The organism is Brevundimonas sp., from assembly GCF_046299595.1.
Lineage (GTDB): Bacteria > Pseudomonadota > Alphaproteobacteria > Caulobacterales > Caulobacteraceae > Brevundimonas.
In genome coordinates this window covers 369,218-395,527 of the sequence record NZ_JBKBHQ010000001.1, presented here as the reverse complement: position 1 = coordinate 395,527, position 26,310 = coordinate 369,218, and the positions used below count along the sequence as shown (strand labels likewise).

At 66.1% G+C, this 26,310-nt stretch carries 28 protein-coding genes and 2 tRNA genes; 17 read left to right on the top strand and 13 right to left on the bottom strand.

Translation table 11 applies throughout. From position 1 onward, the window contains the following. The first annotated feature begins 74 nt into the window (after nt 1-74). Complete coding sequence (locus ACK4E3_RS01970) at nt 75-617, top strand: cytochrome b (RefSeq protein WP_409695584.1); 543 nt, start codon at nt 75-77, stop codon at nt 615-617. Continuing rightward, a complete protein-coding gene (locus ACK4E3_RS01965) occupies nt 614-1,537 on the top strand; it encodes an L-threonylcarbamoyladenylate synthase (protein WP_409695581.1) in 924 nt (307 codons plus the stop codon). The genes ACK4E3_RS01970 and ACK4E3_RS01965 overlap by 4 nt, the downstream gene beginning before the upstream one ends. Here the strand turns inward: ACK4E3_RS01965 and ACK4E3_RS01960 are convergent. From ACK4E3_RS01960 to ACK4E3_RS01945, 4 genes are all read right to left on the bottom strand, one after another. After that, complete coding sequence (locus tag ACK4E3_RS01960) at nt 1,534-2,559, bottom strand: patatin-like phospholipase family protein (protein ID WP_409695578.1); 1,026 nt, start codon at nt 2,557-2,559, stop codon at nt 1,534-1,536. The two genes, ACK4E3_RS01965 and ACK4E3_RS01960, sit on opposite strands and share 4 nt — an antisense overlap. A gap of 6 nt (nt 2,560-2,565) precedes the next feature. After that, nucleotides 2,566-3,456, bottom strand: a complete 891-nt coding sequence (locus ACK4E3_RS01955; RefSeq protein WP_409695575.1) for a 3-hydroxybutyrate dehydrogenase — start codon at nt 3,454-3,456, stop codon at nt 2,566-2,568. Between the two features lie 101 nt (nt 3,457-3,557). Beyond that, nucleotides 3,558-4,331: a peroxide stress protein YaaA gene (gene yaaA / locus ACK4E3_RS01950; RefSeq protein ID WP_409695572.1), complete on the bottom strand. Its 774-nt coding sequence runs from the start codon at nt 4,329-4,331 to the stop codon at nt 3,558-3,560. A 141-nt stretch (nt 4,332-4,472) separates the two neighbouring features. Next, a complete protein-coding gene (locus ACK4E3_RS01945; protein ID WP_409695569.1) occupies nt 4,473-5,876 on the bottom strand; it encodes an FAD-binding oxidoreductase in 1,404 nt (467 codons plus the stop codon). Nucleotides 5,877-5,939: 63 nt separating this feature from the next. On the opposite strand from ACK4E3_RS01945, the gene ACK4E3_RS01940 reads away from it, so the two are divergent. From ACK4E3_RS01940 to ACK4E3_RS01930, 3 genes are all read left to right on the top strand, one after another. Beyond that, nucleotides 5,940-6,395, top strand: a complete 456-nt coding sequence (locus ACK4E3_RS01940) for an NUDIX hydrolase (protein ID WP_409695566.1) — start codon at nt 5,940-5,942, stop codon at nt 6,393-6,395. A gap of 108 nt (nt 6,396-6,503) precedes the next feature. Then, nucleotides 6,504-7,481 (top strand): SPFH domain-containing protein, encoded by a 978-nt coding sequence (locus ACK4E3_RS01935; protein WP_409695563.1) that lies wholly within the window; start codon nt 6,504-6,506, stop codon nt 7,479-7,481. Between the two features lie 24 nt (nt 7,482-7,505). Next, on the top strand, nt 7,506-7,976 hold the full coding sequence (locus ACK4E3_RS01930; RefSeq protein ID WP_409695560.1) for an NfeD family protein: 471 nt from the start codon (nt 7,506-7,508) through the stop codon (nt 7,974-7,976). Here ACK4E3_RS01930 and rnhA read toward each other — a convergent pair. Then, a complete protein-coding gene (gene rnhA / locus ACK4E3_RS01925; RefSeq protein ID WP_409695557.1) occupies nt 7,973-8,485 on the bottom strand; it encodes a ribonuclease HI in 513 nt (170 codons plus the stop codon). The genes ACK4E3_RS01930 and rnhA overlap by 4 nt on opposite strands. Before the next feature lie 154 nt (nt 8,486-8,639). Here rnhA and ACK4E3_RS01920 point away from each other — a divergent pair, with 154 nt between their 5' ends. The 3 genes from ACK4E3_RS01920 to tatC are packed head-to-tail and all read left to right on the top strand — an operon-like array spanning nt 8,640 to nt 10,359. Then, the gene (locus ACK4E3_RS01920; RefSeq protein ID WP_409695554.1) at nt 8,640-8,855 is read left to right on the top strand and encodes a twin-arginine translocase TatA/TatE family subunit; all 216 of its coding nucleotides are present in this window, start codon (nt 8,640-8,642) and stop codon (nt 8,853-8,855) included. A gap of 26 nt (nt 8,856-8,881) precedes the next feature. Then, nucleotides 8,882-9,487, top strand: coding sequence for a Sec-independent protein translocase protein TatB (tatB, locus tag ACK4E3_RS01915; protein ID WP_409695551.1), 606 nt, complete (start codon nt 8,882-8,884; stop codon nt 9,485-9,487). Next, nucleotides 9,484-10,359: a twin-arginine translocase subunit TatC gene (tatC, locus tag ACK4E3_RS01910; protein WP_409695548.1), complete on the top strand. Its 876-nt coding sequence runs from the start codon at nt 9,484-9,486 to the stop codon at nt 10,357-10,359. The genes tatB and tatC overlap by 4 nt, the downstream gene beginning before the upstream one ends. A 7-nt stretch (nt 10,360-10,366) precedes the next feature. Here the strand turns inward: tatC and ACK4E3_RS01905 are convergent, their stop codons facing one another. The 3 genes from ACK4E3_RS01905 to ACK4E3_RS01895 form a co-directional block, all read right to left on the bottom strand. Next, nucleotides 10,367-10,915, bottom strand: coding sequence for a hypothetical protein (locus ACK4E3_RS01905; RefSeq protein WP_409695545.1), 549 nt, complete (start codon nt 10,913-10,915; stop codon nt 10,367-10,369). 1 nt (nt 10,916) lies between these two features. Continuing rightward, a complete protein-coding gene (gene glnA, locus ACK4E3_RS01900) occupies nt 10,917-12,323 on the bottom strand; it encodes a type I glutamate--ammonia ligase (RefSeq protein ID WP_409695542.1) in 1,407 nt (468 codons plus the stop codon). A 75-nt stretch (nt 12,324-12,398) separates the two neighbouring features. Continuing rightward, nucleotides 12,399-12,737: a P-II family nitrogen regulator gene (locus ACK4E3_RS01895; RefSeq protein WP_409695537.1), complete on the bottom strand. Its 339-nt coding sequence runs from the start codon at nt 12,735-12,737 to the stop codon at nt 12,399-12,401. Between the two features lie 178 nt (nt 12,738-12,915). Here ACK4E3_RS01895 and ACK4E3_RS01890 point away from each other — a divergent pair, with 178 nt between their 5' ends. Further along, nucleotides 12,916-13,713: an NAD(P)H-hydrate dehydratase gene (locus tag ACK4E3_RS01890; RefSeq protein ID WP_409695534.1), complete on the top strand. Its 798-nt coding sequence runs from the start codon at nt 12,916-12,918 to the stop codon at nt 13,711-13,713. A 7-nt stretch (nt 13,714-13,720) separates the two neighbouring features. Here the strand turns inward: ACK4E3_RS01890 and ACK4E3_RS01885 are convergent. The 5 genes from ACK4E3_RS01885 to ACK4E3_RS01865 all read right to left on the bottom strand — a co-directional run bounded on the left by ACK4E3_RS01885 (nt 13,721) and on the right by ACK4E3_RS01865 (nt 18,898). Then, a tRNA-Val gene (locus tag ACK4E3_RS01885) sits at nt 13,721-13,797 on the bottom strand. 110 nt (nt 13,798-13,907) lie between these two features. Further along, on the bottom strand, nt 13,908-14,186 hold the full coding sequence (locus tag ACK4E3_RS01880; protein WP_409695531.1) for an HU family DNA-binding protein: 279 nt from the start codon (nt 14,184-14,186) through the stop codon (nt 13,908-13,910). Between the two features lie 158 nt (nt 14,187-14,344). Then, on the bottom strand, nt 14,345-16,738 hold the full coding sequence (gene lon / locus ACK4E3_RS01875) for an endopeptidase La (RefSeq protein ID WP_409695529.1): 2,394 nt from the start codon (nt 16,736-16,738) through the stop codon (nt 14,345-14,347). Nucleotides 16,739-17,080: 342 nt separating this feature from the next. Continuing rightward, a tRNA-Asp gene (locus tag ACK4E3_RS01870) sits at nt 17,081-17,157 on the bottom strand. Nucleotides 17,158-17,233: 76 nt separating this feature from the next. Beyond that, the gene (locus tag ACK4E3_RS01865; protein ID WP_409695526.1) at nt 17,234-18,898 is read right to left on the bottom strand and encodes an AbgT family transporter; all 1,665 of its coding nucleotides are present in this window, start codon (nt 18,896-18,898) and stop codon (nt 17,234-17,236) included. A 278-nt stretch (nt 18,899-19,176) separates the two neighbouring features. Here ACK4E3_RS01865 and ACK4E3_RS01860 point away from each other — a divergent pair, with 278 nt between their 5' ends. Genes ACK4E3_RS01860 through nuoG form a run of 8 tightly spaced genes read left to right on the top strand, consistent with a single transcriptional unit; the run spans nt 19,177 to nt 26,306 of the window. Beyond that, nucleotides 19,177-19,554: an NADH-quinone oxidoreductase subunit A gene (locus ACK4E3_RS01860; RefSeq protein WP_409695523.1), complete on the top strand. Its 378-nt coding sequence runs from the start codon at nt 19,177-19,179 to the stop codon at nt 19,552-19,554. Continuing rightward, a complete protein-coding gene (locus ACK4E3_RS01855; RefSeq protein ID WP_409695519.1) occupies nt 19,524-20,105 on the top strand; it encodes a NuoB/complex I 20 kDa subunit family protein in 582 nt (193 codons plus the stop codon). Before ACK4E3_RS01860 ends, ACK4E3_RS01855 begins: the two co-directional genes overlap by 31 nt. Continuing rightward, nucleotides 20,102-20,716, top strand: coding sequence for an NADH-quinone oxidoreductase subunit C (locus tag ACK4E3_RS01850; protein ID WP_409695516.1), 615 nt, complete (start codon nt 20,102-20,104; stop codon nt 20,714-20,716). Before ACK4E3_RS01855 ends, ACK4E3_RS01850 begins: the two co-directional genes overlap by 4 nt. Next, entirely contained in the window at nt 20,716-21,939 is a 1,224-nt protein-coding gene (locus tag ACK4E3_RS01845) for an NADH-quinone oxidoreductase subunit D (protein ID WP_409695513.1), read from the top strand. Before ACK4E3_RS01850 ends, ACK4E3_RS01845 begins: the two co-directional genes overlap by 1 nt. Then, entirely contained in the window at nt 21,936-22,616 is a 681-nt protein-coding gene (gene nuoE, locus ACK4E3_RS01840) for an NADH-quinone oxidoreductase subunit NuoE (RefSeq protein ID WP_409695510.1), read from the top strand. The genes ACK4E3_RS01845 and nuoE overlap by 4 nt, the downstream gene beginning before the upstream one ends. Next, nucleotides 22,613-22,882 carry a hypothetical protein gene (locus tag ACK4E3_RS01835; RefSeq protein ID WP_409695507.1) on the top strand — a complete coding sequence of 90 codons (270 nt, stop codon included), beginning with the start codon at nt 22,613-22,615 and terminating at the stop codon, nt 22,880-22,882. Before nuoE ends, ACK4E3_RS01835 begins: the two co-directional genes overlap by 4 nt. A 58-nt stretch (nt 22,883-22,940) precedes the next feature. Next, nucleotides 22,941-24,254: an NADH-quinone oxidoreductase subunit NuoF gene (gene nuoF, locus ACK4E3_RS01830; protein ID WP_409695504.1), complete on the top strand. Its 1,314-nt coding sequence runs from the start codon at nt 22,941-22,943 to the stop codon at nt 24,252-24,254. Between the two features lie 6 nt (nt 24,255-24,260). Continuing rightward, nucleotides 24,261-26,306: an NADH-quinone oxidoreductase subunit NuoG gene (nuoG, locus tag ACK4E3_RS01825; RefSeq protein ID WP_409695501.1), complete on the top strand. Its 2,046-nt coding sequence runs from the start codon at nt 24,261-24,263 to the stop codon at nt 26,304-26,306. Nucleotides 26,307-26,310: the final 4 nt, after the last annotated feature.

Genomic DNA, 26,310 nt, shown 5'->3' with positions numbered 1-26,310 from the left:
CGATGGCGCGACTGATCTTATCTAGAAGCGTCCGGGGTGCTATCCAAGAGGCCTGAAGGGATCAGGAGGCAGGCATGAGCGCGCGCTATTCCACGGTTGCCATTGTTCTGCACTGGCTGATCGCCTTGCTGGCCTTCGCCCAGATCGGCCTGATCATGGTGGCGGACGGTCTGGAGGGCCCCGAGCGCGGCCTCTACATCATGCTGCACAAGTCCGGCGGCATGACCATCCTGCTGCTTACGCTGGTGCGTATCGGCTGGCGGCTCGGCCACCGGCCGCCGCCACTGCCCGAGTCCACGCCACGCTGGCAGAAGATCAGCGCGCGCACCGTGCAGACGATGTTCTATGTGGTGCTTCTGGCCCTGCCGCTCAGTGGCTGGATCGCAGCCTCGGCGGCGGATCGCCCGACCATCTGGTACAGCCTGTTCACCATCCCCAACCTGCCCGCACCCCAGTCGATGGACCTGGCACGCCAGATGATCGGCATCCACTCGCTGTGGGCCAAGGTGTTCTATGTGCTGGTGGCGCTGCATCTGGCCGGGGCGCTCAAGCATCATTTCCTCAACCGCGACGGCGTGCTGGCGCGGATGCTGCCCCTTGTGGGACCGGGGCGGTGAACCCCCTCGACGTCGAGGCCTGCGCCAGCGCCCTGAAGGCGGGAGAGCTGGTCATCCTGCCCACCGAGACGGTCTATGGGCTGGGGGCCGATGCTGCCGATCCGGTCGCGGTGGCGCGCGTGTTCGAGGCCAAGGGACGCCCGAGGTTCAATCCTCTCATTGCTCATGTCGCGGATGCGGCCCACGGCGCGCAGATCGCCCGCTTCGATGGCCGTGCCGAGGCCCTTGCCGAGCGTTTCTGGCCCGGTCCGCTGACGCTGGTGCTGCCGGTACGGGACGAGCAGGCCGTCTGCGATCTGGCGCGCGCGGGCCTGTCGAGCGTGGCGGTGCGCTCTCCCGGTCACGGCGCGGCACGGGCCGTGATCGCGGCCTTTGGCGGCGCAGTGGTGGCACCATCGGCCAATCGCTCGGGCAGGCCCAGCCCGACGACCTATGCCGACGCTATGGAGGAGACGGGCGGCCACGCTGGTGCCAGTCTGGACGGCGGGCCGTGCGCGGTGGGCCTGGAGAGCACGGTGGTCTCGCTGCTGGACGGTGAGGTGCGCCTTCTCAGGCCCGGCTCTATCACCCGCGCCGAGATCGCCGAGGTGGTCGGAGACCTCAGTGGCAGCGAGGCCGAGGCCCATCGCTCGCCGGGGCGGATGAGCCTGCACTATGCCCCCGACGCCCCGGTCAGAATCAATGTTGACGCGCGGCCCTTGGGCGGTGTGCTGATCGGCTTTGGTCAGGGGATGGCCGATGCCGACTTCAATCTCAGCGAGAGCGGAGACCTGCGCGAAGCCGCCGCCAATCTGTTCCGTATGCTGCGCGAGGCAGACAGGAGAAAGCCCGAACTCATCGCCGTGGCGCGCGTGCCCGACGATGGGCTGGGAGAAGCCATCAACGACCGCCTGCGCCGTGCGGCCGGCTTTGTCGGCTAGAGAAAGCGCGCCTTAAGATCGACGCTGCTGCGCTCGCCGACCGCTTCGGCGCAGGTCTCGAGCCAGTGGGCCGCGGCCTCGCGCCCTTTTTCCTTCAGCTTGTGAAGAAAGCTGCGTTCGGTATTGAATTTGCTGCTCAAGCTGTATCCGTCCAGCCAGCCGTCGGCGCCAATGGCATGGATGCGGATGCGCCGATAGCGATGGCGCCCGCTGCGCGTAAGCAGGCCCTCGTCGATCAGCTTCTGCACGAAGGCGACCGCGCGAAGCTCGGCCGACAGAGGCGCGTTGAAGGAAATCTCGTTGAGGCGGTCCACGATCTCGCCTGCGCTCTTCGGGGTCTCGTCCCGGCGAAAGGGATTGAGCGTCACCAGCAGCAGGTCGTGGGGCGTGTCCTCGTAGAACAGGGGCCAAAGCGGCGGATTGGCGAGATAGCCGCCGTCCCAGTAGGGCTCGCCGTCCACCTCCACGGCCTGGAACACATGGGGCAGGCACGCCGAGGCCAGCAGCATCTCGGCGCTGAGGCTCTCGCCCTTGAAGATGTGCGGCTTGCCATGACGCACCGAGGTGGCACCGACATAGAAGCGGATCGAGGAGGCGCGCACGGCCTCGAAGTCGATGCTGGCGTCCAGCACGCGGCGCATGGGGTTGAGGTTGAAGGGGTTGAACTCGTAGGGGCTCATGGACAGGGCGAGCGTCTCGAACGAGCGCCACAGCGGATTGGCCTTCAGCCAGCTCTGGCCGAGCGCGCCCGACCAGATGGCGCTGTTGCCGAACATATTGCGCCCGCCCGAGCGATTGACTTCGTGCCACAGCCGATCCAGCGCTTCGCGTGCCCCGTCGCGACCTCCGGCTTCAAAGCCGGTGATGAAGGCCGCGCCGTTCATGGCGCCTGCCGAAGTGGCGGTGATCGCGCGGATGTCGAAGCGCCCGTCCTCCAGCAGGCGGTCCAGCACGCCCCACTGGAAGGCCCCGTGAGCGCCGCCGCCTTGCAGTCCCAGCGAAAGGGAGGGAGGGGTGTCCATGGCCCGCTACTGGGCCGTCCAGCCGCCGTCGATGGAGAACGCCGTGCCGTTGGCCGAAGCGCCGAGATCGGACACCAGATAGAGGAACAGGCCCGCCAACTCGTCCGTGGTCACGAATCGCTTGGTCGGCTGGGGCTTGAGCATGATTTCCTCGACTACGCGGTCCTTAGAGATGCCGTGGGTGCGGGCCTGATCGGCGATCTGGTTCTCGACGATGGGCGTCATGACATAGCCCGGACAGATGGCGTTGCAGGTGATGTTGTGCTGGGCCACTTCGAGGGCCACGGTCTTGGTCAGGCCGATGACGCCATGCTTGGCCGCGACATAGGCGGACTTGTAGGGACTGGCGACCAGACCGTGCGCCGAGGCGACATTGACGATGCGCCCGCGGCCCTGGGCCTTCATGATGGCGACCGCCGCGCGCGTGGCATAGAAGGCCGAGGACAGGTTGATGGCGATGATCTGTTCCCACTTCTCGGCAGGGAACTTCTCGATGGCCTCGACGTGCTGGACGCCGGCATTGTTCACCAGAATGTCGAGGCGATCGAACTTGTGGCGGGCAAAGGCGACCAGATCGCCGACCTCGTCGCCCTTTCGCATGTCGGCAGGGTGATAGAGGACTTCCACCCCGCACGAGGATTCCAGACTGGCACGCGTGCGCTCGATCTCGGCCGGATCGCCCAGGCCGTTCAGCACCACGCGACAACCGCGCATGGCCAGAGCGCGCGCCAGGGCCAGCCCGATGCCGGAAGTCGAGCCGGTGACGACAGCAGCCTGTCCGCTCAGATCATAGGGTGAGCCCGCCGCCGCAATGCCCGCCTCGCTGACGCCCGCACCGGGCTTGTGTGCTGGAGATGTGGGCGTGGGTGCCCCCGCTCGCTTGAGCCACTGAAACATTTATATTCCGCACGCAATGAATAACAGATCAGGTTGAACCCTAGCTTGTCGCCGCGCTCTTGCCGAGGGGGAAAAACGCCCGTTCGCCCGAGCTTGCGCGATCAGCCCTGATACTCGCGCACGAACAGCCATTCGTGGGCGTCGGACTGCTCGGCCACGAAGCGGTAGCCCTCGCGGTCAAAGCCCTTGAGGTCTTGGGCGCGCGTGATGCGGTTCTCTATGGCATAGCGTGTCATCAGGCCGCGCGCCTTCTTGGCATGAAACGAGACGAAGCGCGTCTCGCCATCGCGCACTTCCTTGAAGTGGGGCGTGATGACCTTCAGCTTCAGCGCCGCGGCATCGACGGCACCAAAATATTCGTGACTGGCCAGATTGATCAGCACCGCGTCACCGTGGGGCTCGGCAGCCTCGTTGAGATGCCTGGCGATGCGGTCGCCCCAGAAGTCATAGAGCGTCGCGCCGCGCCGGGTGCGCAGCCGGGTGCCCATTTCGAGGCGATAGGGGCGGATGGCATCGAGGGGGCGCAGAACGCCGTAGAGGCCTGACAGGATACGCACGGTGTCCTGAGCGAAAGCCAGATCGTCCTCGCTGAGCGAGCGCGCATCAAGACCTGCGTAGACATCGCCGGCAAAGGCCAGGGCGGCGGGCAGGGCGTCGTCGCCGGGCGCGGGATCGAAGGCCTGAAAGCGCGCGTGATTGAGATCGGCCAGCTTTTCCGAGATCGACATCAGGCGGCGCAGGTCCGCACGGGTCAGCTTGCGTGTGGCCTTGGCCAGTTCCTCGACGTCCCGGCCGAGCGGCGGCTCGGTGGCTTCGACCTTCACCGGCGGAGGCGAGAAATCCAGACGCTTGGCCGGTGACAGAACGATCAGCATGAAGCCACTCCAGAAGGCACGTCAGACGAAGGGGTGAGACATTGGAACCCGTGCTGCGCGCGAGGCGGGCAGGCGCCGTGCAGCCGTGGCTCATGCGGGGCCAGATAGTGGCAAAGACGCCGATGTCCACCCTCGCGAGCGCTAGAACAGCACCCCGGGGTTCATGATGCCGTTCGGATCGAGCGCGCGGCGCAGGCGCTGCTGCAGGTCGATCTCCGTGGCCGACTTGTAGGCGCGGGCCTGTTCGCTCTTGAGCCTGCCAAGGCCGTGTTCGGCAGAGATCGAGCCGTGCAGGCGCGCCACGATGTCATGCACCAGCGCCATGCCCTCGTCGCGCAGGTCCATGAAGGCGGCGCGATCACCGCCTGCGGGGGCCATGACGTCATAGTGCACATTGCCATCACCCACGTGACCGAAGGCACTGATGCGCACACCCGGATAGCGCGCTTCAAGTGCCCGGCCGGCTTCGTCGATGAAGTCCGCGATGCTCGATACAGGCACTGATATGTCGTGCTTCCAGCCCGGCCCCTCGGGCTTCTGGGCGGCGGACTGATCCTCGCGCAGCTTCCAGAAGGCGGCACGCTGGGTCTCGTTCTGGGCGATGGCACCATCCGAGACCAGTCCTTCGGCAAGAGCCGCTTCCAGAAGCCGATCCATGGCCGCCTGCGCCGCGCCTTCCTCCCCCGACCCCAGCTCGATCAGCACATACCATGGCGAGGGAGCTTCGAGGGGTTCGCGGTTCCCTGGCACGTTCGCGAGCGCCAGCTCGACGCCGATGCGCTTCATCAGCTCGAAGGCCTCGACGCCGCCAGCGGTCTCTTCCCTGGCACGGGCCAGCAGGGCAACGGCGCTGTGCGGATCGGGCACGGCCAGCATGGCGGTGGCAATCGAGCGCATGGGTGCGACCAGTTTCAGGCTGGCAGCCGTGATGATGCCGAGCGTGCCTTCGGCGCCGATCAGCAGTTGCTTGATGTCATAACCGGTGTTGTCCTTGCGCAAGCGCTTGAGACCGCGAAACACCTCGCCGGTCGGTAGCACCGCCTCCAGCCCCAGCACCAGATCGCGCATCACGCCGTAACGCAGCACGGCCGTGCCTCCCGCGTTGGTCGAGATCACCCCGCCGATGGTGGCGCTGGCCTCGGCAGCGAGGCTGAGCGGAAAGCGGCGCCCGATTTCGGCGGCGGCGGTCTGGGTCTCGGCAAGGGTCACGCCGGCTTCGACTGTGATCGCATCATCCAGCCTTGAGACATCGCGCACCGCCCGCATCCTGCGTGTCGAGACCAGAAGCTCGCCAAACGGGATCTGACCGCCCACCAGGCCGGTATTGCCGCCCTGGGTCACTACGGGGATGACGTGGGCATTGCAGAGCCTGAGCACCTCGCTGACCTCTGCGCTGGAGGCGGGCAAGACGAGGGCGGGGGTGTGGCCGTGCCACTGGCCGCGCCATTCCTTCAGGTGCGCAGCGAGGCTGTCTTCATCGCGCACGATGCCCTTCGGGCCGACGATGGCCGCGATCTTTTCGATGACATCGGGAGTCAGGGCCATGGTTTGAGGTTCCGCTCAGGTGGGCCTCTGTTGTGGCAAAGGCTGCAAGGCTATGAAAGGGCCATGAGCCAGAGTGCGCCCCCCGATGTGCCGTCCCCCGGTCACACGCCCGTTCCCGTGGTCGGTGTGATCTGTTTTCGCGGCGATGAGGTCTTGCTGATCCGCAGGGGGCGGCCTCCCAGGCTGGGCGAGTGGTCCATTCCGGGTGGCCGGGTCGAGTGGGGCGAGGGCGTGCGCGAAACGGCCCTGCGCGAGCTGTTCGAGGAAACGGGCGTGCGCGCCGAGCTGGTCGCCCTGGTCGATGTTGTGGACGGCCACTTTCCTGAGGCCGGGCGGCACTATGTGATGATCGACTACGTGGCGCGCTGGCGCTCGGGCGAGCCAGTGGCAGGTGATGATGCCAGCGATGCGGCTTTCGTCACTCTGGCCGAGGCCATGGAGCGGGTTGCATGGCCGGCCACGCGTCAGGTCATCCGTGATGGTGCGCGCATGATGGGCCTGAACATGAGCGCGACGTAATCCATCGCACCGTCCGGTTTTGCTGGCGGCCAGGGCGCGCGGGCGCTAGCGTGTCTGAACGACAAGGCGACCTGCCGGGCGGGTCGCGCAAAGGGTGAGGAGATGTCCATGGGCTATTTCGGTCTTGTGCTGCTGGTTCTGGCGATCGTGCTGCTGTTCAGCACCATCAAGATCGTGCCCCAGGGCCGCGAGTTCACCGTCGAGCGGTTCGGCAAATACACCCGCACCCTCTCGCCCGGCATCAGCTTCCTGACCCCCTTCGTCGAAGGGATCGGGCGGCGCATGAACATGATGGAGCAGGTGCTGGACGTGCCGACCCAGGAGGTCATCACCAAGGACAACGCCATGGTGAAGGTCGACGGCATCGTGTTCATCCAGGTGATGGACGCGGCGGCAGCGGCCTACCGGGTCGATGACCTGAACTATGCCATTGCCCAGCTCTGCATGACCAATCTGCGTACCGTGGTGGGCTCGATGGAGCTGGACGAGGTGCTCAGCCAGCGCGACAGCATCAACACGCGCCTGCTGCACGTCATCGACGCGGCGACCGAGCCGTGGGGCGTCAAGGTCAACCGCATCGAGATCAAGGATCTGACGCCGCCGACCGACATCACCAATGCCATGGCCCGCCAGATGAAGGCCGAGCGCGAGCGCCGCGCCGTCATCACCGAGGCCGATGGCGAGAAGCAGGCCGCCATCGCCCGCGCCGAGGGGGCCAAGCAGTCGGCCATCCTCCAGGCCGAGGGGCGCAAGGAAGCGGCCTTCCGCGACGCGGAGGCCCGCGAGCGCGAGGCCGAGGCCGAGGCGCGCGCCACCGCCATGGTCTCCGAGGCCATTGCGCGCGGAGATGTCAATGCCATCAACTACTTCGTGGCCCAGAAATATGTCGAGGCCTTTGCCCAGCTGGCCACCTCGCCCCAGCAGAAGACGGTCATCGTGCCTGCTGACCTCGCCTCGCTGGTGGGCTCCATCGCCGGGGTGGGCGAGCTGGTCAACATGGCCAAGGATCAACAGCGCAACGATCCGGGCACGCCGCGTGGCGGCGGCACCGCGGCACGCCGCGGCTCCGTTCCGCCGACGGCCTGAAACTGAGCAGGGGAGGGCATCAGCATGGATATCGTCGCCTTCTACGCCAGTCATCCCTACTGGGTCTGGCTCGCCATCGGTGCGGTGATTCTGGCGGTCGAGGCCGGGGCCAATACCGAGTGGCTGCTCTGGCCGGCGGTCTGCGCGGCGGTGGTGGCGGTTCTGACGGCCATCGGCCTGCGCTTCGGCTTTCCGATCGATCTGGCGGTCTTTTCGCTGCTTACCATCGGCACGACACTGGCGTCGCGCAAGCTGACCAAGCGGGTCAATCCGCCCGATGCGGACATCAATGACCGCAATGTGCGTCTCGTCGGCCTTCAGGCCCAGGTCACGTCCCCCTTCGAGAACGGGCGCGGGCGCGTGTTCGTCTCCGGCTCGGAGTGGCCGGCCGATATCGAGGGCCCGGCCCCGCCGGTGGGCGACAAGGTCGTAGTGATGGGCTTTCAGGGCACGCGACTGACGGTGCGCGCCATAGAGACGCCTCCCGCGCCCTAGGCCGAGGCGGGGCCCGCCGAAGTGAGGCCCAGCACCTCGTCCACGCCCCTGTTCGCCAGGGCGTCGGCGCGCTCGTTGAGTTCGTGCCCCGCATGGCCCTTGACCCAGTGCCAGCGCACCTTGTGCCTGCCCACCGCCTCATCCAGCCGAAGCCACAGATCGGCATTCTTCACCGGCTTCCTGTCGGCGGTCTTCCAGCCGCGCGCCTTCCAGCCCGGCAGCCACTGGGTGATGCCCTTCATCACATAGGTCGAATCGGTGTGCAGCGAGACCGTGCAGGGGCGCTTGAGGCTCTCCAGCGCCATGATGGCGGCCATCAGCTCCATGCGGTTGTTGGTGGTCTCGCGCTCTCCGCCCCACAGCGCCTTTTCGTGCCCGCCCCATTGCAGAAGCGCGCCCCAGCCGCCGGGACCGGGGTTGCCGCGGCACGCGCCGTCGGTGTGAATGATGACCTCTTGCGATGGCGGCACGGGCAGGCTCGGAAGCTTGAGGGACAGCGAAGGGGCCATGGGTTCGCACTTATCACCCGTGCCCGCAAGCGCGTGCCATTTGCGTGCTTGAAACTTGGCGTCGTGCCGCGCAATGGCCTATATGATCGGCACAATGGAACCCGAAGGGGCGATGGCATGACGCCCGCCCCGTTGATGCGAGAGAAGTGACCTCATGCAGCCCAGTATCTGGCAGTTGTTAATCGTCGCCGCGCTGGTGCTCCTGCTTTTTGGCGGGCGCGGCAAGCTGTCCGGCCTGATGGGCGATGCAGCCAAGGGCATCCGGGCCTTCCGTGACGGGCTCAAGGGCGAGCAGGACGAGAAGGGTCCGAGCGACGGAGTCAGCTCCCTGCCGCGCACCGAAGCCGAAAAAGAAGACCTGAAATCCTGACGCCTTCAGCGCGGAGAGCCTGACCCATGGGCGGCCTCGGCCCCGGCATCGGGGGTTTTGAGCTATTTGTCATCGTGGTGCTGACCCTGATCGTGGTCAGGCCCGAAAACCTGCCCGCCATGATGCGCAAGATCGGCGAGTTCGTGGGCGGGATGCGGCGCATGGCCAACGAGTTCCGCGCCAGCTTCGACGAGATGGCGCGCCAGTCAGAGCTGGACGACCTGCGCAAGGAGGTCGAGGCGCTTCGCAAGGGCCAGGGGCTCTATCCGCTCGGCGAGGATGCGGACAAGGCGTTCCGCGAGATCAGCCAGGACCTGAACGAGGCGGGCCGGGCGATCCACACGCCCGCGCCTGCGCTTGGCACGCCCGACGGCGGTGACGCCGCGCCTCCGGCTCCGCTGCCCGCGCCCAGCGAAGACGCGCCGGTGGTGCCGAAGCCCAGTACAGGAGCTGCCAGCCCGACCCCCGCCAGGTCGGCTGCGAAGAAGCCAGCCGCCAAAAAGTCGGGCCCCAGGAAGCCCGCATCTGAAAAGCCGACCGCCAGCAGGTCTTCGAGCAAGGCAGCGCCAGCCAGGCGAGCCGCCAGGCCCACCCGCAAGGCTCCGGCCGGCGACGGGGGGGCAGGCTCATGAACCTGCCCCTTGATGACGATGCCGACATCGAGGCTTCGCGCGCGCCCCTGCTCGATCACCTGCGCGAGCTTCGCAAGCGTCTGATCATCTGCGCGGCGGCGTTTCTGGTCGGCTTTCTGGTGTGCTTCGTCTTTGCCGAACCGCTTTATCTGGTGCTCGTCAAGCCGTTCTCGGCGGCCTATGCGCTCTACAGCGCCAGCGCGGGCGAGGGGGTATCGCCGCTCGATCTCATCATGGTCACGGCGGGCCTCGCGCCCGTTCCCGCCGAGGGCAGCGGCGTGGTCAGCCTGATTTCGACCGGTCCGCTGGAAATCCTCATCACCAAGATCAAGCTGGCCGCGTTTGGTGCCATCGTGCTCACCTTTCCGGTGATCGCGACCCAGCTTTACCGCTTTGTCGCGCCGGGGCTCTACAGGCGCGAGCGCCGCGCCTTCCTGCCGTTCCTGATCGCGGCCCCGGTGCTGTTCTGCATAGGCGCGGCCATGGTCTATTTCATCATGCTGCCGTTCGTCATGTGGTTCTCGCTGAGCCAGCAGATCGTGACCAGCGAGGTGTCGGTCGAACTGCTGCCCAAGGTGTCCGAATATCTCAGCCTGGTAACGGCCCTGCTGCTGGCGTTCGGCCTGTGCTTCCAGTTACCGGTGATCATGAGCCTGCTGGGCATGGCGGGTCTGGTCAGCGCCAGTGCCATGGCCAAGGGACGCCGCTATGCCATCGTCGGCATCTTCGTGATCGCAGCCTTCGTGACGCCGCCCGATCCCATCAGCCAGACCCTGCTGGGGCTGCCGCTCCTGTTGCTCTACGAGGTCTCGATCTGGTGCGTGCGTCTGATGGAGCGCCGCCGCGCCGCCGAGGACGCGCTGCACGCCTGACGGCGCCTTACATCGCGCCCAGCGTCTGTTTCCACCATGCCTTCCAGCGTGCGACGGCCTCGGGATCATCCAGCTTTTCGTGGCTGACGCCCACCCCGACCTTGCCCGGAGACTTGAGGCTCAGGTGCACGGTTGCGCGGCTTCCGTCGGCAAGGCGCGCCTTCCAGTAACGCCACTTTTCGGTGGCCGATGTCTCTGCCGGTGCGGCAAACGAACAGCCATCCAGCGCGTCCAGCGGCGCCAGGTGCGCACAGACGCGGGCGAACACCTCATCGAGATCGCCGGCCATGGTGCGCGAGGCGCTGGCCTGAAAATCGCCGCGACAGCTCTGGCCCGGCGCGCGCAGGCCGGTCTCCTGTTCGAAGCGGACGGTCAGGGCTTGCGCCCACCAGCCCGGCACGCCGTGGCCTTCGGCCAGCAGGTGCACGATCCGGGCATGAGACAGCGCGCCTGCGCCGGCCTGTTCCAGCGCGCGCTTCCAGTCCGCCCAGCCGCGCCCGGTGGCCGCGATCAGGGCCTCCTCGGTGTGTCGGGCAGGGCGGACCGGATCGCTCACGTCAGCACTTGTAGTACATGTCGAATTCGACCGGGTGCGGATGCAGTTGCAGGCGCATGACCTCCTCCATCTTCAGCTCGATGTAGGAGTCGATGAAGTCGTCATCCATGACGCCGCCGCGCTTGAGGAAGGCGCGGTCCTTGTCGAGATTCTCCAGCGCCTCGCGCAGGCTGCCGCAGACCTCGGGGATGTCCTTGCGCTCCTGAGGCGGCAGGTCATAGAGGTTCTTGTCCGCCGCCGCGCCCGGATCGATGCGGTTCTCGATGCCGTCCAGACCGGCCATCAGCAGGGCCACGAACGTCAGGTAGGGGTTGCCCATGGCGTCGGGGAAGCGGGCCTCGATGCGCTTGGCCTTGGGCGAGGACACCCACGGAATACGGATCGACGCCGAGCGGTTGCGCGAAGAATAGGCCAGCTTCACCGGGGCCTCGTAGCCGGGCACCAGGCGCTTGTAGGAGTTGGTGGTCGAGTTGGCGAAGGCGTTGATCGCCTTGGCGTGCTTGATGATGCCGCCGATGTACCACAGGCACATCTCGGACAGGCCTGCGTATTTGTCGCCTGCGAACAGGGGCTTGCCGTCCTTCCAGATCGACTGGTGAACGTGCATGCCCGAGCCGTTGTCCGCGAACATGGGCTTGGCCATGAAGGTGGCCGACTTGCCATAGGCCGCCGCCACATTGTGGATCACATACTTGTAGAGCTGCAGCCGGTCGGCCATGGTCAGCAGGTCCGAGAACTTCAGCCCCAGCTCGTGCTGGGCGGGGGCGACCTCGTGGTGGTGCTTTTCGGGCTGCATGCCCAGCTCGGCCATGACGGCCAGCATCTCGCCGCGCAGGTCCTGGCCCGAATCAACCGGATTGACCGGGAAATAGCCGCCCTTGGGGCCGGGCCGGTGGCCCATGTTGCCCTCGGGATAGATGCGTCCGGTGTTCGACGGCAGCTCGACGGAATCGAAGGCATAGGCGGTGTTCTCGGGCGCGGTCGACCAGCGCACGTCGTCGAAGACGAAGAACTCGGCCTCGGGGCCGAAATAGACCTGATCGCCGACGCCCGACGACTGGACATAGGCCAGCGCCTTCTTGGCCATGGAGCGCGGATCGCGGTTGTAGGGCTCGCCCGTGTCGGGGTTCAGCACGTCACAGAACAGCGCCAGGGTGGTCTGCTGATAGAACGGGTCGATGATCGCGCTCGACAGGTCGGGCTTGAGCAGCATGTCCGACTCGTTGATCGCCTTCCAGCCCGAGATCGAACTGCCGTCGAACATGGTGCCTTCCTCGAGGAAGTCCTCGTCCACGAGGTCGACGTCAAAGGTCACGTGCTGAAGCTTGCCGCGGATGTCGGTGAAGCGAAGGTCGACGTAGCGGACCTCCTTCGACTTGATTTCGTCGAGAATGGCCTTGGCGCTCATGGGTGGTGGTCCTGATCTGGTCGTTGCGGGGAGGGAGGACGCGGGGCCGGCCGCCGTCAGGCGGCCGGTGATACTCTAAAGGGCCTGGTTGTCGGTCTCGCCGGTGCGGATGCGGATGACCCGCTCGACGGGGGTGACGAAGATCTTGCCGTCGCCGATCTTGCCGGTGCGCGCGACCGTGGCGATGGCCTCGATGACGGGGTCGAGCTGGTCGTCGGTCACGACGATCTCGAGTTTGATCTTGGGAAGGAAATCGATGACGTATTCGGCGCCGCGGTATAGCTCGGAGTGCCCCTTCTGTCGCCCGTAGCCCTTGGCCTCGATGACCGTCATGCCCTGGACGCCGATTTCCTGAAGCGCCTCTTTGACCTCATCCAGCTTGAAGGGCTTAATGACGGCTTCGACTTTTTTCATGACAACCCCGAAGCGCGCCCGTGATGCGGCGCGATCTGCTCGGGCACAGATGGGACATTGCATTGCAGCATAAGGCAAGCCCCTTTGCGAAAAACATGGCTCCGCACGCGGACGATTCCGGGGGCACGGCGACATGAGAGTAACAGCAGAGCCCAACGCACCGCCTCTGTGGGCTGGCTTGCTTCGCTGGCCGGGACCGCAGACCCACAAGCACAATCGCGGGCGTCTCGGGGTGATTTCTGGCGGGCTGACCAGCACGGGGGCGGCACGGCTGGCGGCGCGGGCGGGTCTGCGCGCGGGTGCGGGTCTGGTGCGGGTGCTGGCGCCGCCCGAGGCCATACCCGCCCTGGCCCCTGCGCTCGAAGCCATCATGCTGTCGAGCTTCGAGAACATCGAGACGCTGGAGGCTCTGGCCCGGCCGCTGGATGCCATAGTGATCGGCCCTGCCGCAGGGCTCGACGCGCGCACCCGTGCCAATCTGACCGCCCTGTCGCGAACGGGCGCAGCGCTGGTGGTCGATGCCGATGCGCTCTCGGTGTTCGAGGGCGAGGCCGCCGCCCTGTATGCCGTGCTCGATCAGGACGATGTGCTCACCCCGCATGAGGGCGAGTTCGAGCGCCTGTTTCCCGGTCTGCTGGCCGCTGAGGGCCGCGAACGTGCCGTTTGCAGCGCCGCAGAACAGGCCAATGCCACCGTGGTGCTCAAGGGCCACGACAGCCTGATCGCCAGCCCGGCGGGGGGCTTGCGCGTCAACAGGGGCGGCTCGCCCTGGCTGGCCACGGCGGGCACGGGCGACGTGCTGGCCGGTCTGATCGGCGGTCTGCTGGCACAGGGCGTGCCGGGCTTCGATGCGGCCTCGGCGGCGGTCTGGATGCACGCGCGCGCGGCGGACAGCTTCGGCCCGGGTCTGACGGCCGAAGACCTGCCGGACCTGCTGCCGGGCGTCCTGCGCCAGCTTCACGAGAAGCGATGGTAAGGGTCGATGGTAGGCAGCGAGGGATTCGAACCCCCGACCCCCTCGGTGTAAACGAGGTGCTCTAACCAGCTGAGCTAGCTGCCCATCGAACCAATCAAAAACAGGGCGCAGGGTGGCGCGTGCGCTCCCATACAAAAAAGGCGCGGGCTGCGATAGCCCACGCCTCTTTCGAGCCTGTGTTCAGGCGGGTCCTGTCAGCCGTTGAGAGCGGTCTTCAGGCCCTCGCCCACGCGGAAGCGCGCGGTCTTGGAAGCCGGGCGATGCACGCTCTCGCCGGTGCGCGGATTGCGGGCCATACCGGCCTTGCGCTCGCTCACCGCAAAGGTGCCAAAGCCCACCAGGCGCACGTCCTTGCCGGACTTGAGCGAGGATTCGACCGTCTGGGTGAAGGCGTCGAGCGCCTTCTTGGCCTGATCGCGGGTGATGCCCGCACCGTCGGCCATGGCGGCAATCAGTTCAGCTTTTGTCGTCATTGTTTATCTCCAGCCCTATTGCAGGCAGGCCCTCCGCCCGAAGACGATTCGACCGCTCGCTGCATGATGTGACTATGGGCGGAAATTCCCTTGCGTCAAAAGGGAAAGGCGGCCCGCAAGCCCGCAGGCCGCCTTTTTGTGCGGTTTTCCACCGGATTTCAGTGCGCGAGGGGCGCTCCGCCGTCATCGGCAGGGGAGGGAGGGGGCATGGGCTCGGCCTCCTCGTCCCACTCGATGGGCTCGGGCTTGCGCACCAGGGCGTGGCTCAGCACCTCATCGACGGTCGAAACCGGGATGATCTCGAGCGCCGACTTCACGTTCTCGGGGATTTCGGCCAGATCCCTGGCGTTCTCCTCGGGGATGAGCACGGTCTTGAGATTGGAGCGCATGGCGGCGAGCAGCTTCTCCTTCAGGCCGCCGATGGCCGTGACGCGTCCGCGCAGGGTGATCTCGCCGGTCATGGCCACGTCCTTGCGGATGGGAATGCCGGTCAGCACCGAGACCATGGCCGTGACCATGGCCACGCCCGCGGACGGCCCGTCCTTTGGCGTTGCGCCGTCGGGCACATGGACGTGCACATCGACCTTTTCGAACAGCGGAGGCTTGATGCCAAAGCTGACCGAGCGCGCACGCACATAGGACGCAGCAGCCGAGATCGACTCCTTCATCACGTCCTTGAGGTTGCCGGTGATGTTCATGCGCCCCTTGCCGGGCATACGCACCGCCTCGATGGTGAGGATGTCGCCGCCGAACTCGGTCCAGGCCAGGCCCGTGACGATGCCGACCTGATCGGTCTCGTCCGTCTCGCCATAGCGATACTTGCGCACGCCCGCATAGCGCGCGAGGCGCTCGTCATCGATGGTGACGCTGAGCAGCTTTTCGCGGGCCATGTCGCGCACCGCCTTGCGGGCCAGGCGACCCAGTTCCCGCTCCAGCGAGCGCACGCCCGCCTCGCGGGTGTAATAGCGGATCAGGTCGCGGATGGCCTGATCGGGCACGATCCACTCGCCGTCCTTCAGCCCGTGATCCTTGGCCAGCTTGGGCAGGATGTGCCGCTTGGCGATCTCGACCTTCTCGTCCTCGGTGTAGCCCGAGATGCGGATGATCTCCATGCGGTCCAGCAGCGGCTGGGGCATGTTGAGCGAGTTGGCCGTGGTGACGAACATGACCTGCGACAGGTCGTAGTCCACCTCCAGATAGTGATCGTTGAAGGTCGAGTTCTGGGCCGGGTCCAGGACTTCGAGCAGGGCGGAGGAGGGGTCGCCGCGCCAGTCGGCACCGAGCTTGTCGATCTCGTCGAGCAGGATGAAGGCGTTGGTGGTTTTGGCCTTCTTCATCGACTGGATGATCTTGCCCGGCATGGAGCCGATGTAGGTGCGCCGGTGGCCACGGATCTCGGACTCATCGCGCACCCCGCCCAGCGACATCCGCACGAACTCGCGATTGGTCGACTTGGCGATGGAGCGGCCCAGCGAGGTCTTGCCCACGCCCGGCGGTCCGACCAGGCACAGGATCGGACCTTTCAGGCTGCCGGTGCGGGCCTGAACCGCCAGATAATCGAGAATGCGTTCCTTGACCTTCTCAAGGCCATAGTGATCGGCCTCGAGGATTTCCTCGGCCTTGTCCAGATCGATGGCCTTTGTGCGCGCCTTGCCCCACGGGATCGACAGCAGCCAGTCCAGATAGTTTCGCACGACGGTGGACTCGGCCGACATGGGGCTCATGTTGCGCAGCTTCTTCAGCTCCGCCTCAGCCTTGGTGCGCGCCTCCTTTGAAAGGCGCGTCTTGCGGATGCGCGCCTCCAGCTCGATCAGCTCGTCGCGCGCGTCGTCGGTCTCGCCCAGCTCGCGCTGGATCGCCTTCATCTGTTCGTTGAGGTAGTACTCGCGCTGGGTCTTCTCCATCTGGCGCTTGACGCGCGAGCGGATCTTCTTCTCGACCTGCAGGACCGAGATCTCGCCCTCCATCAGGCCATAGACCTGTTCCAAGCGCCGGGGCACGGCCACGGTCTCGAGCAGGGCCTGCTTGTCGGCGATCTTCACCGAAAGGTGCGCGGCGACCGAGTCGGCCAGCTTGGACGGATCGGCGATCTGGGGGATCGAGCTGAGGGCCTCGGGTGGGATTTTCTTGTTCAGCTTGACGTAGGACTCGAACTGTTCGACCACCGCGCGCGACAGGGCCTCGACCTCGTGCTCGGCGCCGGACTCGTCCTCCAGCCGGACCGATTCAGCCTCATAGTATTCCTCGCGCTCGGTGAACCGGGTCAGGCGCGCGCGCTGCACGCCCTCGACCAGCACCTTGACCGTGCCGTCGGGCAGTTTGAGCAGTTGCAGCACGGTAGCGATGACACCCACGCTGTAGATGTCGCCCGGCGCGGGATCGTCGTCCGACGAATTCTTCTGGGTGGCCAGCAGGATCGCCTTGTCGGCCTGCATCACCTCGTCGAGGGCCTTCACGGACTTCTCGCGTCCGACGAACAGCGGCACGACCATGTGCGGGAAGACGACGATGTCCCGAAGGGGCAGGACGGGCAGGATGCGGGGTTCAGTCATGATGATGCACTACTCCATCGGCGTGCATCGCGTTCCCTTTCGGGCATCGGACCGGCAGCGACTTGGCGTCGAAGCGCGGTCCCGGCACGCCGATTCAACGGCTCTTGTTCATTAAACTATGTGGCCCCGACGCCGCCGAGTTCAAGCGCGGCACCAATCCGCCCACAGCAGAAGCGCAGGGCCTCGCCCCGACAGGCGATTTGATCGAAGAGGAGAGCAGACAGAGCCGGAAGGCCAGGGCAGCGTCGAATGCTGCGCGCGCAGGGGGCAGCGGCGCTTTCGGCAGTTGTCCGGCGGGCCGGACCTTGTGTTCGGATTTTCGCTGAAGATCACAGGGGGAACTGGCGCGAGTGACGGGGCTCGAACCCGCGACCTCCGGCGTGACAGGCCGGCACTCTAACCAACTGAGCTACACCCGCAGTTCCCTGGCGGCGCCCGGTGGCGCCGTGGTGAGGGGCGTCGTTTAGGCACCCCTCACCAGCGTGTCAAGCACCATCAGCGCGCGGGCGGCGCTGCCGGTTCCAGCGGCCCGTCAGTGGCAGGCTCGACCGGTGCGGCAGGGCCGACCGGATTGGCCGGCTGCACCGCTTCGGCAGGGGCGGGAGCGGTGTACTGCACGCCCTCTCCCGGCCCGAGCGCGAGGCCCGCTGCGGCCCACAGGCCCGTCATGATCGCACCCACGATGGAGAAGACGATCGTATAGGGCAGCATCACGGCCATCAGGCTGCCGAGCCCGAAATCACGCACCCAGCGCTGGGCGAAGGTCAGCACCAGCGGGAAATAGACCATCAGCGGCGTGATGATGTTGGTGGTCGAATCGCCCATCCGGTAGGCAGCGGTCGTCATGTAGGGGCTGACACCCACCAGCATCAGCATGGGCACCAGGATCGGGGCCAGGAACGCCCACTTGGCCGAGGCCGAGCCGACGAAGATGTTGATGAAGCCCGCCACGAACACGATCAGCATCAGGATCATGAAGATCTGGCCCGCGCCGATGGGATCGGTGGAGCCCGGCTCGATGCCCGACAGAAGGCGGATCTGCTCGGCACCCATGATCGCCATGATCGCCCCGAGGTTCGACCAGTTGAACAGTGCCACGAAGTGCGCCGCGACGAAGGCGAGCACGATGTAGGGGCCCATGTCGGACATGGCCTGGGAGGTCATGCGCACGATGTCGCGGTGATTCTTCACCGTCCCGGCCATGACGCCATAGGCCACGCCCGTGAGCAGGAACAGCAGGAAGAAGGCGGCTACCAGCGAGTGGAAGAACGGTTGCAGCGCGCCCGGCGTGGTCTCGGCCGTGGTGTCATAGAGCGGCGCATTGGGCGACAGCACCAGCCACGCCATCAGGCCCACCACCAGCAGGGCGGCAAGGCCCGCAGCCCACAGGCCGCGAATCTCGCGCTTCTCGAGGGGAGCCTCGGCTTCCTGGATCGGTGCGCCCTCGATGGGCTGCCACGGCCCGAGGCGCGGCTCGACGATCTTGTCCGTGACCCACCAGCCAAGCGGCACGAACAGCAGGGTCATGGCGCTGATGAAATACCAGTTGCCCGCCAGATTGATCGAAAAGCTGGGATCGATGATCTGGGCGGCAGGCTCGGTCAGGCCCAGCAGCAGCGCATCGAGCTGACCGGGAAGGATGTTGGCCGAAAAGCCGCCCGACACACCGGCGAAGCCTGCGGCCAGACCGGCGATGGGATTGCGCCCGGCAGCCGCGAACAGCGCCGCCGCCAGCGGGATCAGCACAACATAGGCCGCATCCGCCGCGTGGTTGGCCACGATGCCGGTGAAGATCACCACAGGGGTCAGCAGGGCGACGGGCGCCTTGCGAACCGCCGCCTTCATGGCCGAGGAGAACAGACCCGTGCGCTCGGCCACGCCCGCGCCCAGCATCACCACCAGCACATAGCCCAGCGGGGCAAAGCCTGTGAGCGTGCGCGGCATCTCCTCGAACAGCCGCCGCAGATTCTCGCTGGCGAACAGGCTCTGGGCGACGATCGCCTCATTGGTGACGGGGTTGACCGCCGACCAGCCGGCAGAGGCTCCGAACACGCTGATGGCCATCAGGCCAACGATCAGCCACACGAAGATGAAGACGGGATCGGGCAGTCGGTTGCCGACCTTCTCCACCCCGTTCAGTAGCATATTGCCGATACCCATGAGCGTCCCTCTCCCGACGAAATCACGCTGTTGAACTGCGCTAGAGCCTTGTGCGAACCGGCTTCTTGGCACTGATGGCGACCTGTCCGCGGGCCGGACTATGACGAGGGTGCGACGGGCTGTCCATTCCCGCACCCGTGATCGGCGATATGTTGCGAATGATTCTCACAAAATCCTTTTGTCGCATGGGTTTGAACCGCGCGTTTGATCGGTCTAATAAGCCCTCGATTCCGCCGCACCGTCAGCGGCCACGGCCTTGAGCGGCCACGGGATGTCTCATGACTGAGTTTCTGCTTGAATATCTGCCGATCGTTGTCTTTGCGGGCATAGCGACGGCGCTGGGACTGGGCTTCATGATCGCCGCCTGGGTGATCGCGCCCAAGAACCCCGACTCCGAAAAGCTCTCGGCCTATGAGTGCGGTTTCAATGCCTTCGACGACGCGCGCATGAAGTTCGATGTGCGTTTCTATCTGGTCTCGATCCTGTTCATCATCTTCGACCTGGAGGTGGCCTTCCTCTTTCCGTGGGCGGTGACGATGATGGACCTGTCGCGCGCAGAGACCATCTTCGCCTTCTGGTCGATGGTGGTGTTCCTGGGCGTGCTGACGGTCGGCTTCATCTATGAATGGAACAAGGGCGCGCTCGAATGGGAGTAGTCACACCCTATGGCGGCGCGGGCCGCGCGAGTGTCGAGGGCTATGACCCCCAGCGCCACGACCCCTTCTTCGAGCAGGTCTCGAGCGAGCTGGGAGAGCGCGGCTTTCTGGTGGCCGCGGCCGACGACATCATCACCTGGGCGCGCACCGGCTCGCTGATGTGGATGACCTTCGGTCTGGCCTGCTGCGCGGTCGAGATGATGCAGGCGTCGATGCCGCGCTATGATCTGGAGCGCTTCGGCTTTGCCCCGCGGGCCAGCCCGCGCCAGTCGGACGTGATGATCGTGGCGGGCACCCTGACCAACAAGATGGCCCCCGCCCTGCGCAAGGTCTACGACCAGATGCCCGACCCGCGCTATGTCATCAGCATGGGAAGCTGTGCCAACGGCGGCGGCTATTATCACTACAGCTACAGCGTGGTGCGCGGCTGTGACCGTATCGTGCCGGTGGACATCTATGTGCCCGGCTGTCCGCCGACCGCCGAGGCGCTGGTGTATGGGGTGCTCCAGCTCCAGAAGAAGATCCGCCGCACGGGGACCATCCAGCGATGAGCGCCGTCACTGTTTCCGCCGATCTTCAGCGGCTCTCCGACGAGCTGGCCCCGGCCCTGTCGGTGCAGGCCGAGCTGGCCTATGGCGAACTCACCCTCACGACCACGCGCGATCAGATCATTGAGGTGCTCACGCGCCTGCGCGACGACTTCGGCTTCCAGCAGCTGATCGACCTGTGCGGCGTGGACTATCCCGCGCGGGCCGAGCGCTTCGAGGTGGTCTATCACCTGCTGTCCCTGACCCGGAACCTGCGCCTGCGCGTCAAGGTCTCGACCGACGAGCACCAGCCGGTGCCCAGCGCCATCGAGGTCTATCCGGCCGCCGGCTGGTTCGAGCGCGAGGCATTCGACATGTACGGCGTGATCTTCGCCAATCACCCGGACCTGCGCCGCCTGCTGACCGATTATGGCTTCTCGGGCCATCCGCTGCGCAAGGACTTTCCCATGACGGGCTATGTCGAAGTCCGCTACGACGAGGCCGAGAAGCGCGTGGTCTATGAGCCGGTCAAGCTGACCCAGGAGTTCCGCAACTTCGACTTCCTGTCGCCATGGGAAGGCATGACGCCGCGCGGCGTGCTGCCCGGCGATGAAAAGGCGGGAGGGCAGGGCTGATGAGCGAGAGCACCACCGAGCCTCTGGCCATGACGGCGGCGCGTCAGCAAGACGAGCGCAAGTTCACCATCAACTTCGGGCCTCAGCACCCGGCGGCGCACGGCGTGCTGCGGCTGGTGCTCGATCTCGACGGCGAGATCGTCGAGCGCGTCGATCCGCATATCGGGCTGCTGCATCGCGGCACCGAGAAGCTGATGGAGGCCCGCACCTATCTTCAGAACGTGCCCTATTTCGACCGCCTCGACTATGTGGCGCCGATGAACCAGGAGCACGCCTTCTGCCTGGCGATCGAGAAGCTGCTGGGCATCGAGGTGCCCTACCGCGCCCAGCTGATCCGCGTGCTCTATTCCGAGATCGGGCGCGTGCTGAACCACCTGCTGAACATCACCACCCAGGCGATGGACGTCGGCGCCCTGACCCCGCCGCTGTGGGGCTTCGAGGAGCGCGAGAAGCTGATGGTGTTCTATGAGCGCGCCTGCGGGGCGCGCCTGCACGCCAACTACTTCCGCCCCGGCGGCGTGCATCAGGATTTGCCACTGGAGCTGATCGAGGACATCGGCCGCTGGTGCCGCGAGTTCCCCGCCGCTTTGGCCGACATCGAGAAGCTCGTCACCGAGAACCGCATCTTCAAGCAGCGCAACGTCGACATCGGCGTGGTCAGCAAGGAGCAGGCGTTTGCCTGGGGCTTCACGGGCGTGATGCTGCGCGGTTCGAACGTGGCCTGGGATCTACGCAAGTCCCAGCCCTACGAGTGCTATGGCGAGCTGGATTTCGACATCGTGGTCGGCAAGAACGGCGACTGCTGGGACCGCTATCTGTGCCGCGTCGAGGAGATGCGCCAGTCGCTGCGGATCATGGAGCAGTGCCTTGAGCGCCTGCGCGCCAACCCCGGCCCCGTCATGGTCGAGAACAACAAGGTCGTGCCACCCCGCCGCGCCGAGATGAAGCGCTCGATGGAGGCCCTGATCCATCACTTCAAGCTCTATACCGAGGGCTTCCATACCCCGCCGGGCGAGGTCTATGCCGCCGTCGAGGCGCCCAAGGGCGAGTTCGGCGTCTATCTGGTGTCGGACGGCACCAACAAGCCCTATCGCTGCAAGATCAGCGCGCCGGGCTTCCGCCACCTTCAGGCGATGGACTGGATGAACCGCGGGCACCTGCTGGCGGACGTCTCGGCCATTCTGGGATCGCTCGACATCGTGTTCGGGGAGGTTGACCGTTGAGCGCTCGTCGTCTCGCCAAAATCCAGCCTGAGAGCTTCGCCTTCTCCAAGGAGACGATGAAGAAGGCGCAGTGGTGGATCGCAAAATATCCGGATGACCGCCGCCAGTCCGCCGTGATTCCCGTGCTGTGGCTGGTGCAGAAGCAGGAAGGCTGGGTCAGCGAGCCTGCCATCCGCGCCATCGGCGACCTGCTGGGAATGCCCTACATCCGGGTGCTGGAGGTGGCGACCTTCTACACCATGTTCCAGCTCGAGCCCGTGGGCACCAGCGCGCTGATCCAGGTGTGCGGCACCACGCCATGCATGCTGCGCGGCGCGGGCGAGCTGATGAAGGTGTGCGAAAAGCACATCGGCCCGCGCGACACGGTGTCAAAGGACGGCAAGTTCACCTGGCAGGAGGTCGAGTGCCTCGGCGCGTGCGTGAATGCGCCTATGGCCCAGATCAACGACTATTACTACGAGGATCTCACGCCCGAGAGCCTCAAGGCCATCATCGAGGACTTCGCGGCGGGCAAGGCGCCCAGGGCGGGCTCTTACGCCGGGCGCCACTCCAGCGAGCCCGAGGGCGGCGCCCTGACGCTCAGCGATCCGGCGCTCTATGACGGCTCGGCCGCCAGGCCGATCAAGACGCTTCCCAATGCGCCGCAGAAGTCCGCCAGGGGCAAGGTCGAGGCATGAACACGCGCCACGATCTCGAAACCGAGCAGGGGCGGGCCGCCTATCGCGCCGAGCTGCGCGGCGTGGGCCGTCCCTACCGGCTGGCGGGGCTGGTGCTGATCCTGATCGGCGCGGCGATCACCTGGATGGCGCAGCCGGGCGGTGCCCTGCCTTCGGGTATGCAGCCGCTGGGCTATGGGGCCCTTCTGCTGGGCTGGGTTATGATCATCGCCGCCGTGGTGATCCGCACCCGTCATCATCGCCGCCACCTCGAGGAGGGGCTGTGATGGGCCTCGAACGACACGACGCACAGGCCGCCGCACGGCATGGAGAGCTTAGCTGAACATGGTCGGCATTCTCGAAGACAAGGATCGCATCTTCACCAACCTTTACGGCCTGCACGACTGGGGCCTTGAGGGCGCGAAGAAGCGCGGCGCGTGGAACGCCACTGGCGACATGCTTGCCCTCGGGCGCGACTGGGTGATCGAGCAGGTCAAGAATTCTGGCCTGCGCGGGCGTGGCGGCGCGGGCTTTCCGACCGGGCTGAAGTGGTCGTTCATGCCCAAGGAGGTGCGCGAGCGGCCTCACTATCTGGTGGTCAATGCCGACGAGTCCGAGCCGGGCACCTGCAAGGACCGCGAGATCATGCGTCATGATCCGCACCTGCTGATCGAGGGCTGTCTGATCGCCAGCTTCGCCATGCAGGCCCACGCCTGCTACATTTACCTGCGCGGTGAATATGTGCGCGAGCGCGAGGTGCTGGAAGAAGCCGTGCGCCAGGCCTATGAGGCCCGCCTGATCGGCAAGAACAACGTGCACGGCTGGGACTTCGACGTCTATGTGCACCACGGCGCGGGCGCCTACATCTGTGGCGAGGAGACCGCGCTGCTCGAAAGCCTCGAGGGCAAGAAAGGCCAGCCGCGCCTCAAGCCGCCGTTCCCGGCCGGAGCGGGGCTCTATGGCTGCCCGACCACGGTGAACAATGTCGAGTCGATCGCGGTGGTGGGCACCATCCTTCGCCGGGGTGCGGACTGGTTTGCCGGCTTCGGTCGCCAGAACAACACCGGCACCAAGCTGATGTGCATCTCGGGCCATGTGAACAGGCCGTGCAATGTCGAGGAAGCCATGTCGATCCCGCTGCGCCAGCTGCTCGAGGAGCACTGCGGCGGCGTGCGCGGCGGCTGGGGCAACCTCAAGGCGGTCATTCCCGGCGGCTCGTCCGTGCCCCTGATCACCGCCGAGCAGTGCGAGACCGCGCTGATGGACTTTGACAGCCTGCGTGATCTGAAGTCGGGCCTCGGTACGGCGGCGGTGATCGTGATGGACCAGTCCACTGATCTGGTGAAGGCCATCGCGCGCATCAGCTATTTCTACAAGCATGAGAGCTGTGGCCAGTGCACGCCCTGCCGCGAGGGCACGGGCTGGATGTGGCGCGTGCTGGAGCGCATGGCCATCGGCGAGGCGGACCCTTCCGAGATCGACCTGCTGCTCGACGTGGCCGGTCAGGTCGAAGGTCACACCATCTGCGCGCTCGGCGATGCGGCGGCCTGGCCCGTGCAGGGCCTGATCCGGCACTTCCGCCACGAGATCGAGGACCGCATCGCCCAGTATCGTTCACGTCGCGGCTCGTTTGCGGGCCACGCAGTAGCGGCGGAGTAGGGAACAATGCCCACAGCCAAGGTCAATGGCGTCGAGGTCGAGTTCGAGCCCGGCATGACCGTTCTGCAGGTCGCGGAGCGGGCGGGCGAGGAGATTCCGCGCTTCTGCTATCACGAGCGCCTGTCCATCGCGGGCAACTGCCGCATGTGCCTGGTCGAGGTGAAGCCCGGCCCGCCCAAGCCGCAGGCGTCCTGTGCGCTGCCCGCCGCCGATGGCCAGGAAATCTTCACCAACACCCCGCTGGTCGAGAAGGCCCGCAAGGGGGTGATGGAGTTCCTGCTGATCAACCATCCGCTCGACTGCCCCATCTGCGATCAGGGCGGTGAGTGCGATTTGCAGGATCAGGCCATGGCCTATGGCCGCGACGGCTCTCGTTATGCCGAGAACAAGCGCGCGGTCGAAGAAAAGCACATGGGCCCGACCATCAAGACCTTCATGACGCGCTGCATCCAGTGCACGCGCTGTGTGCGCTTCATCACCGAGGTCGCGGGCGTGCCGGATATCGGGATGGTCAGCCGCGGCGAGGGGGCCGAGATCACGACCTATCTGGAAAAGGCCGTCGATTCAGAGCTTTCTGGCAATGTCAACGACCTGTGCCCGGTGGGTGCCCTGACCCACCGCCCGTGGCAATACAACTATCGCCCCTGGGAGCTGAAGAAGACCGAGACCATCGACGTGATGGACGCGCTCGGCTCCAACATCCGTGCCGACTCTCGCGGTGCCGAGGTCATGCGTATCCTGCCGCGCGTGAACGAGGCCATCAACGAGGAATGGCTTTCGGACCGCAGCCGCTATGTGGTCGACGGCCTGTCGCGCCAGCGCCTCGACCGTCCCTATGTTCGCGAGAACGGGCGGCTGCGCCCCGCATCATGGGACGAGGCCCTTGGCGTGGTCGCCGGGCGCCTGAAGGCGGCGGGCGGGGAGCGCATCGGTGCCATCGCCGGTGATCTTCAGGACGCCGAGTCCATGAAGGCGACGCTCGACCTGATGCGGGCGCTGGGCTCTGCCAACACCGACTGTCGCCAGGATGGCGCTGCCCTGGGCGAAGGTCCGCGCGAAGGCTGGCTGTTCAACACGGGCATCGCCGGCATCGAACAGGCCGATGTGGTGCTGCTGGTCGGGGTCAATCCGCGCCTTGAGGCGCCGCTGCTGAACGCGCGCCTGCGCAAGAGCTGGCTGGCCGGGCGCTCCGAGATCATGCTGATCGGCGAGCAGTCCGACCTGACCTATGACTATCAGTGGCTGGGCGCAGGCACCAAGACCCTGGCGCGCCTGCCCAAGGCGGCGGGCGACCTGCTGGCGGGGGCCGAGCGCCCCGCCATCATCGTCGGCACGGCGGCCCTGGCGGGCGACAGCGGCGCTGCGGTCCTCAACCAGATCGGTGCGCTGGCGGCCAAATATGGGGTCGTGCGCGAAGGCTGGAACGGTTTCAACGTGCTGCACTGCGCGGCTGCGCGCGTGGGCGGCCTCGACATGGGCTTCATCCCCGCACAGGGCGGGCTGTCGGCCATGCAGATGGTGCAGCCCGGTGCGCTGGGCGTGCTTTTCCTGCTGGGTGCGGACGAGATCGACACCTCGGCCAGCGATGCCTTCAAGGTCTATCTGGGCAGCCACGGCGATGCGGGCGCACACGGTGCGGACGTGATCCTGCCCGGCGCGGCCTGGACCGAGAAGCCGGGCCTCTATGTCAACACCGAAGGCCGCGTTCAGATGGCGCAGCGCGTGGTGTTTCCCAAGGGAGAGGCCCGCGAGGACTGGGCCATCATCCGCGCCCTGTCCGAGCGTGTCGGTCATACGCTGCCCTATGACAGCCTCGATGAGCTGCGTGCACGCCTGATGAGCGATCATCCGACCTTCGGGCGCATCGACTATCTGCCCGAGGCACTCAGCTTCGATGTGGCCGCCCTGGGGCGCAAGGGCACGCTGGGCGACCAGGCTTTCGGCCCGGCGCTGAAGGATGCCTATCTGGTCAACCCGATCGCCCGCGCCAGCGTGACCATGGCCGAGCTCTCGGCACAGCGCACCTCCGCGCGTCTGATGGCAGCGGAGTAGGGCG

What these genes read in the sequence shown, in the direction of transcription:
- ACK4E3_RS01865 (WP_409695526.1), bottom strand. Translation starts at nt 18,898, where the DNA reads ATGGGTATCGGCAATATGCTACTGAACGGGGTGGAGAAGGTCGGCAAC.
- ACK4E3_RS01955 (WP_409695575.1), bottom strand. Translation starts at nt 3,456, where the DNA reads ATGTTTCAGTGGCTCAAGCGAGCGGGGGCACCCACGCCCACATCTCCA.
- ACK4E3_RS01855 (WP_409695519.1), top strand. Translation starts at nt 19,524, where the DNA reads ATGGAACAAGGGCGCGCTCGAATGGGAGTAGTCACACCCTATGGCGGC.
- ACK4E3_RS01850 (WP_409695516.1), top strand. Translation starts at nt 20,102, where the DNA reads ATGAGCGCCGTCACTGTTTCCGCCGATCTTCAGCGGCTCTCCGACGAG.
- ACK4E3_RS01880 (WP_409695531.1), bottom strand. Translation starts at nt 14,186, where the DNA reads ATGACGACAAAAGCTGAACTGATTGCCGCCATGGCCGACGGTGCGGGC.
- yaaA (WP_409695572.1), bottom strand. Translation starts at nt 4,331, where the DNA reads ATGCTGATCGTTCTGTCACCGGCCAAGCGTCTGGATTTCTCGCCTCCG.
- ACK4E3_RS01945 (WP_409695569.1), bottom strand. Translation starts at nt 5,876, where the DNA reads ATGGCCCTGACTCCCGATGTCATCGAAAAGATCGCGGCCATCGTCGGC.
- ACK4E3_RS01960 (WP_409695578.1), bottom strand. Translation starts at nt 2,559, where the DNA reads ATGGACACCCCTCCCTCCCTTTCGCTGGGACTGCAAGGCGGCGGCGCT.
- rnhA (WP_409695557.1), bottom strand. Translation starts at nt 8,485, where the DNA reads ATGGCCCCTTCGCTGTCCCTCAAGCTTCCGAGCCTGCCCGTGCCGCCA.
- ACK4E3_RS01835 (WP_409695507.1), top strand. Translation starts at nt 22,613, where the DNA reads ATGAACACGCGCCACGATCTCGAAACCGAGCAGGGGCGGGCCGCCTAT.
- glnA (WP_409695542.1), bottom strand. Translation starts at nt 12,323, where the DNA reads ATGAGCGCCAAGGCCATTCTCGACGAAATCAAGTCGAAGGAGGTCCGC.
- ACK4E3_RS01940 (WP_409695566.1), top strand. Translation starts at nt 5,940, where the DNA reads ATGAGCCAGAGTGCGCCCCCCGATGTGCCGTCCCCCGGTCACACGCCC.
- ACK4E3_RS01935 (WP_409695563.1), top strand. Translation starts at nt 6,504, where the DNA reads ATGGGCTATTTCGGTCTTGTGCTGCTGGTTCTGGCGATCGTGCTGCTG.
- nuoF (WP_409695504.1), top strand. Translation starts at nt 22,941, where the DNA reads ATGGTCGGCATTCTCGAAGACAAGGATCGCATCTTCACCAACCTTTAC.
- nuoG (WP_409695501.1), top strand. Translation starts at nt 24,261, where the DNA reads ATGCCCACAGCCAAGGTCAATGGCGTCGAGGTCGAGTTCGAGCCCGGC.
- ACK4E3_RS01920 (WP_409695554.1), top strand. Translation starts at nt 8,640, where the DNA reads ATGCAGCCCAGTATCTGGCAGTTGTTAATCGTCGCCGCGCTGGTGCTC.
- ACK4E3_RS01970 (WP_409695584.1), top strand. Translation starts at nt 75, where the DNA reads ATGAGCGCGCGCTATTCCACGGTTGCCATTGTTCTGCACTGGCTGATC.
- lon (WP_409695529.1), bottom strand. Translation starts at nt 16,738, where the DNA reads ATGACTGAACCCCGCATCCTGCCCGTCCTGCCCCTTCGGGACATCGTC.
- tatC (WP_409695548.1), top strand. Translation starts at nt 9,484, where the DNA reads ATGAACCTGCCCCTTGATGACGATGCCGACATCGAGGCTTCGCGCGCG.
- tatB (WP_409695551.1), top strand. Translation starts at nt 8,882, where the DNA reads ATGGGCGGCCTCGGCCCCGGCATCGGGGGTTTTGAGCTATTTGTCATC.
- ACK4E3_RS01930 (WP_409695560.1), top strand. Translation starts at nt 7,506, where the DNA reads ATGGATATCGTCGCCTTCTACGCCAGTCATCCCTACTGGGTCTGGCTC.
- ACK4E3_RS01860 (WP_409695523.1), top strand. Translation starts at nt 19,177, where the DNA reads ATGACTGAGTTTCTGCTTGAATATCTGCCGATCGTTGTCTTTGCGGGC.
- ACK4E3_RS01845 (WP_409695513.1), top strand. Translation starts at nt 20,716, where the DNA reads ATGAGCGAGAGCACCACCGAGCCTCTGGCCATGACGGCGGCGCGTCAG.
- ACK4E3_RS01895 (WP_409695537.1), bottom strand. Translation starts at nt 12,737, where the DNA reads ATGAAAAAAGTCGAAGCCGTCATTAAGCCCTTCAAGCTGGATGAGGTC.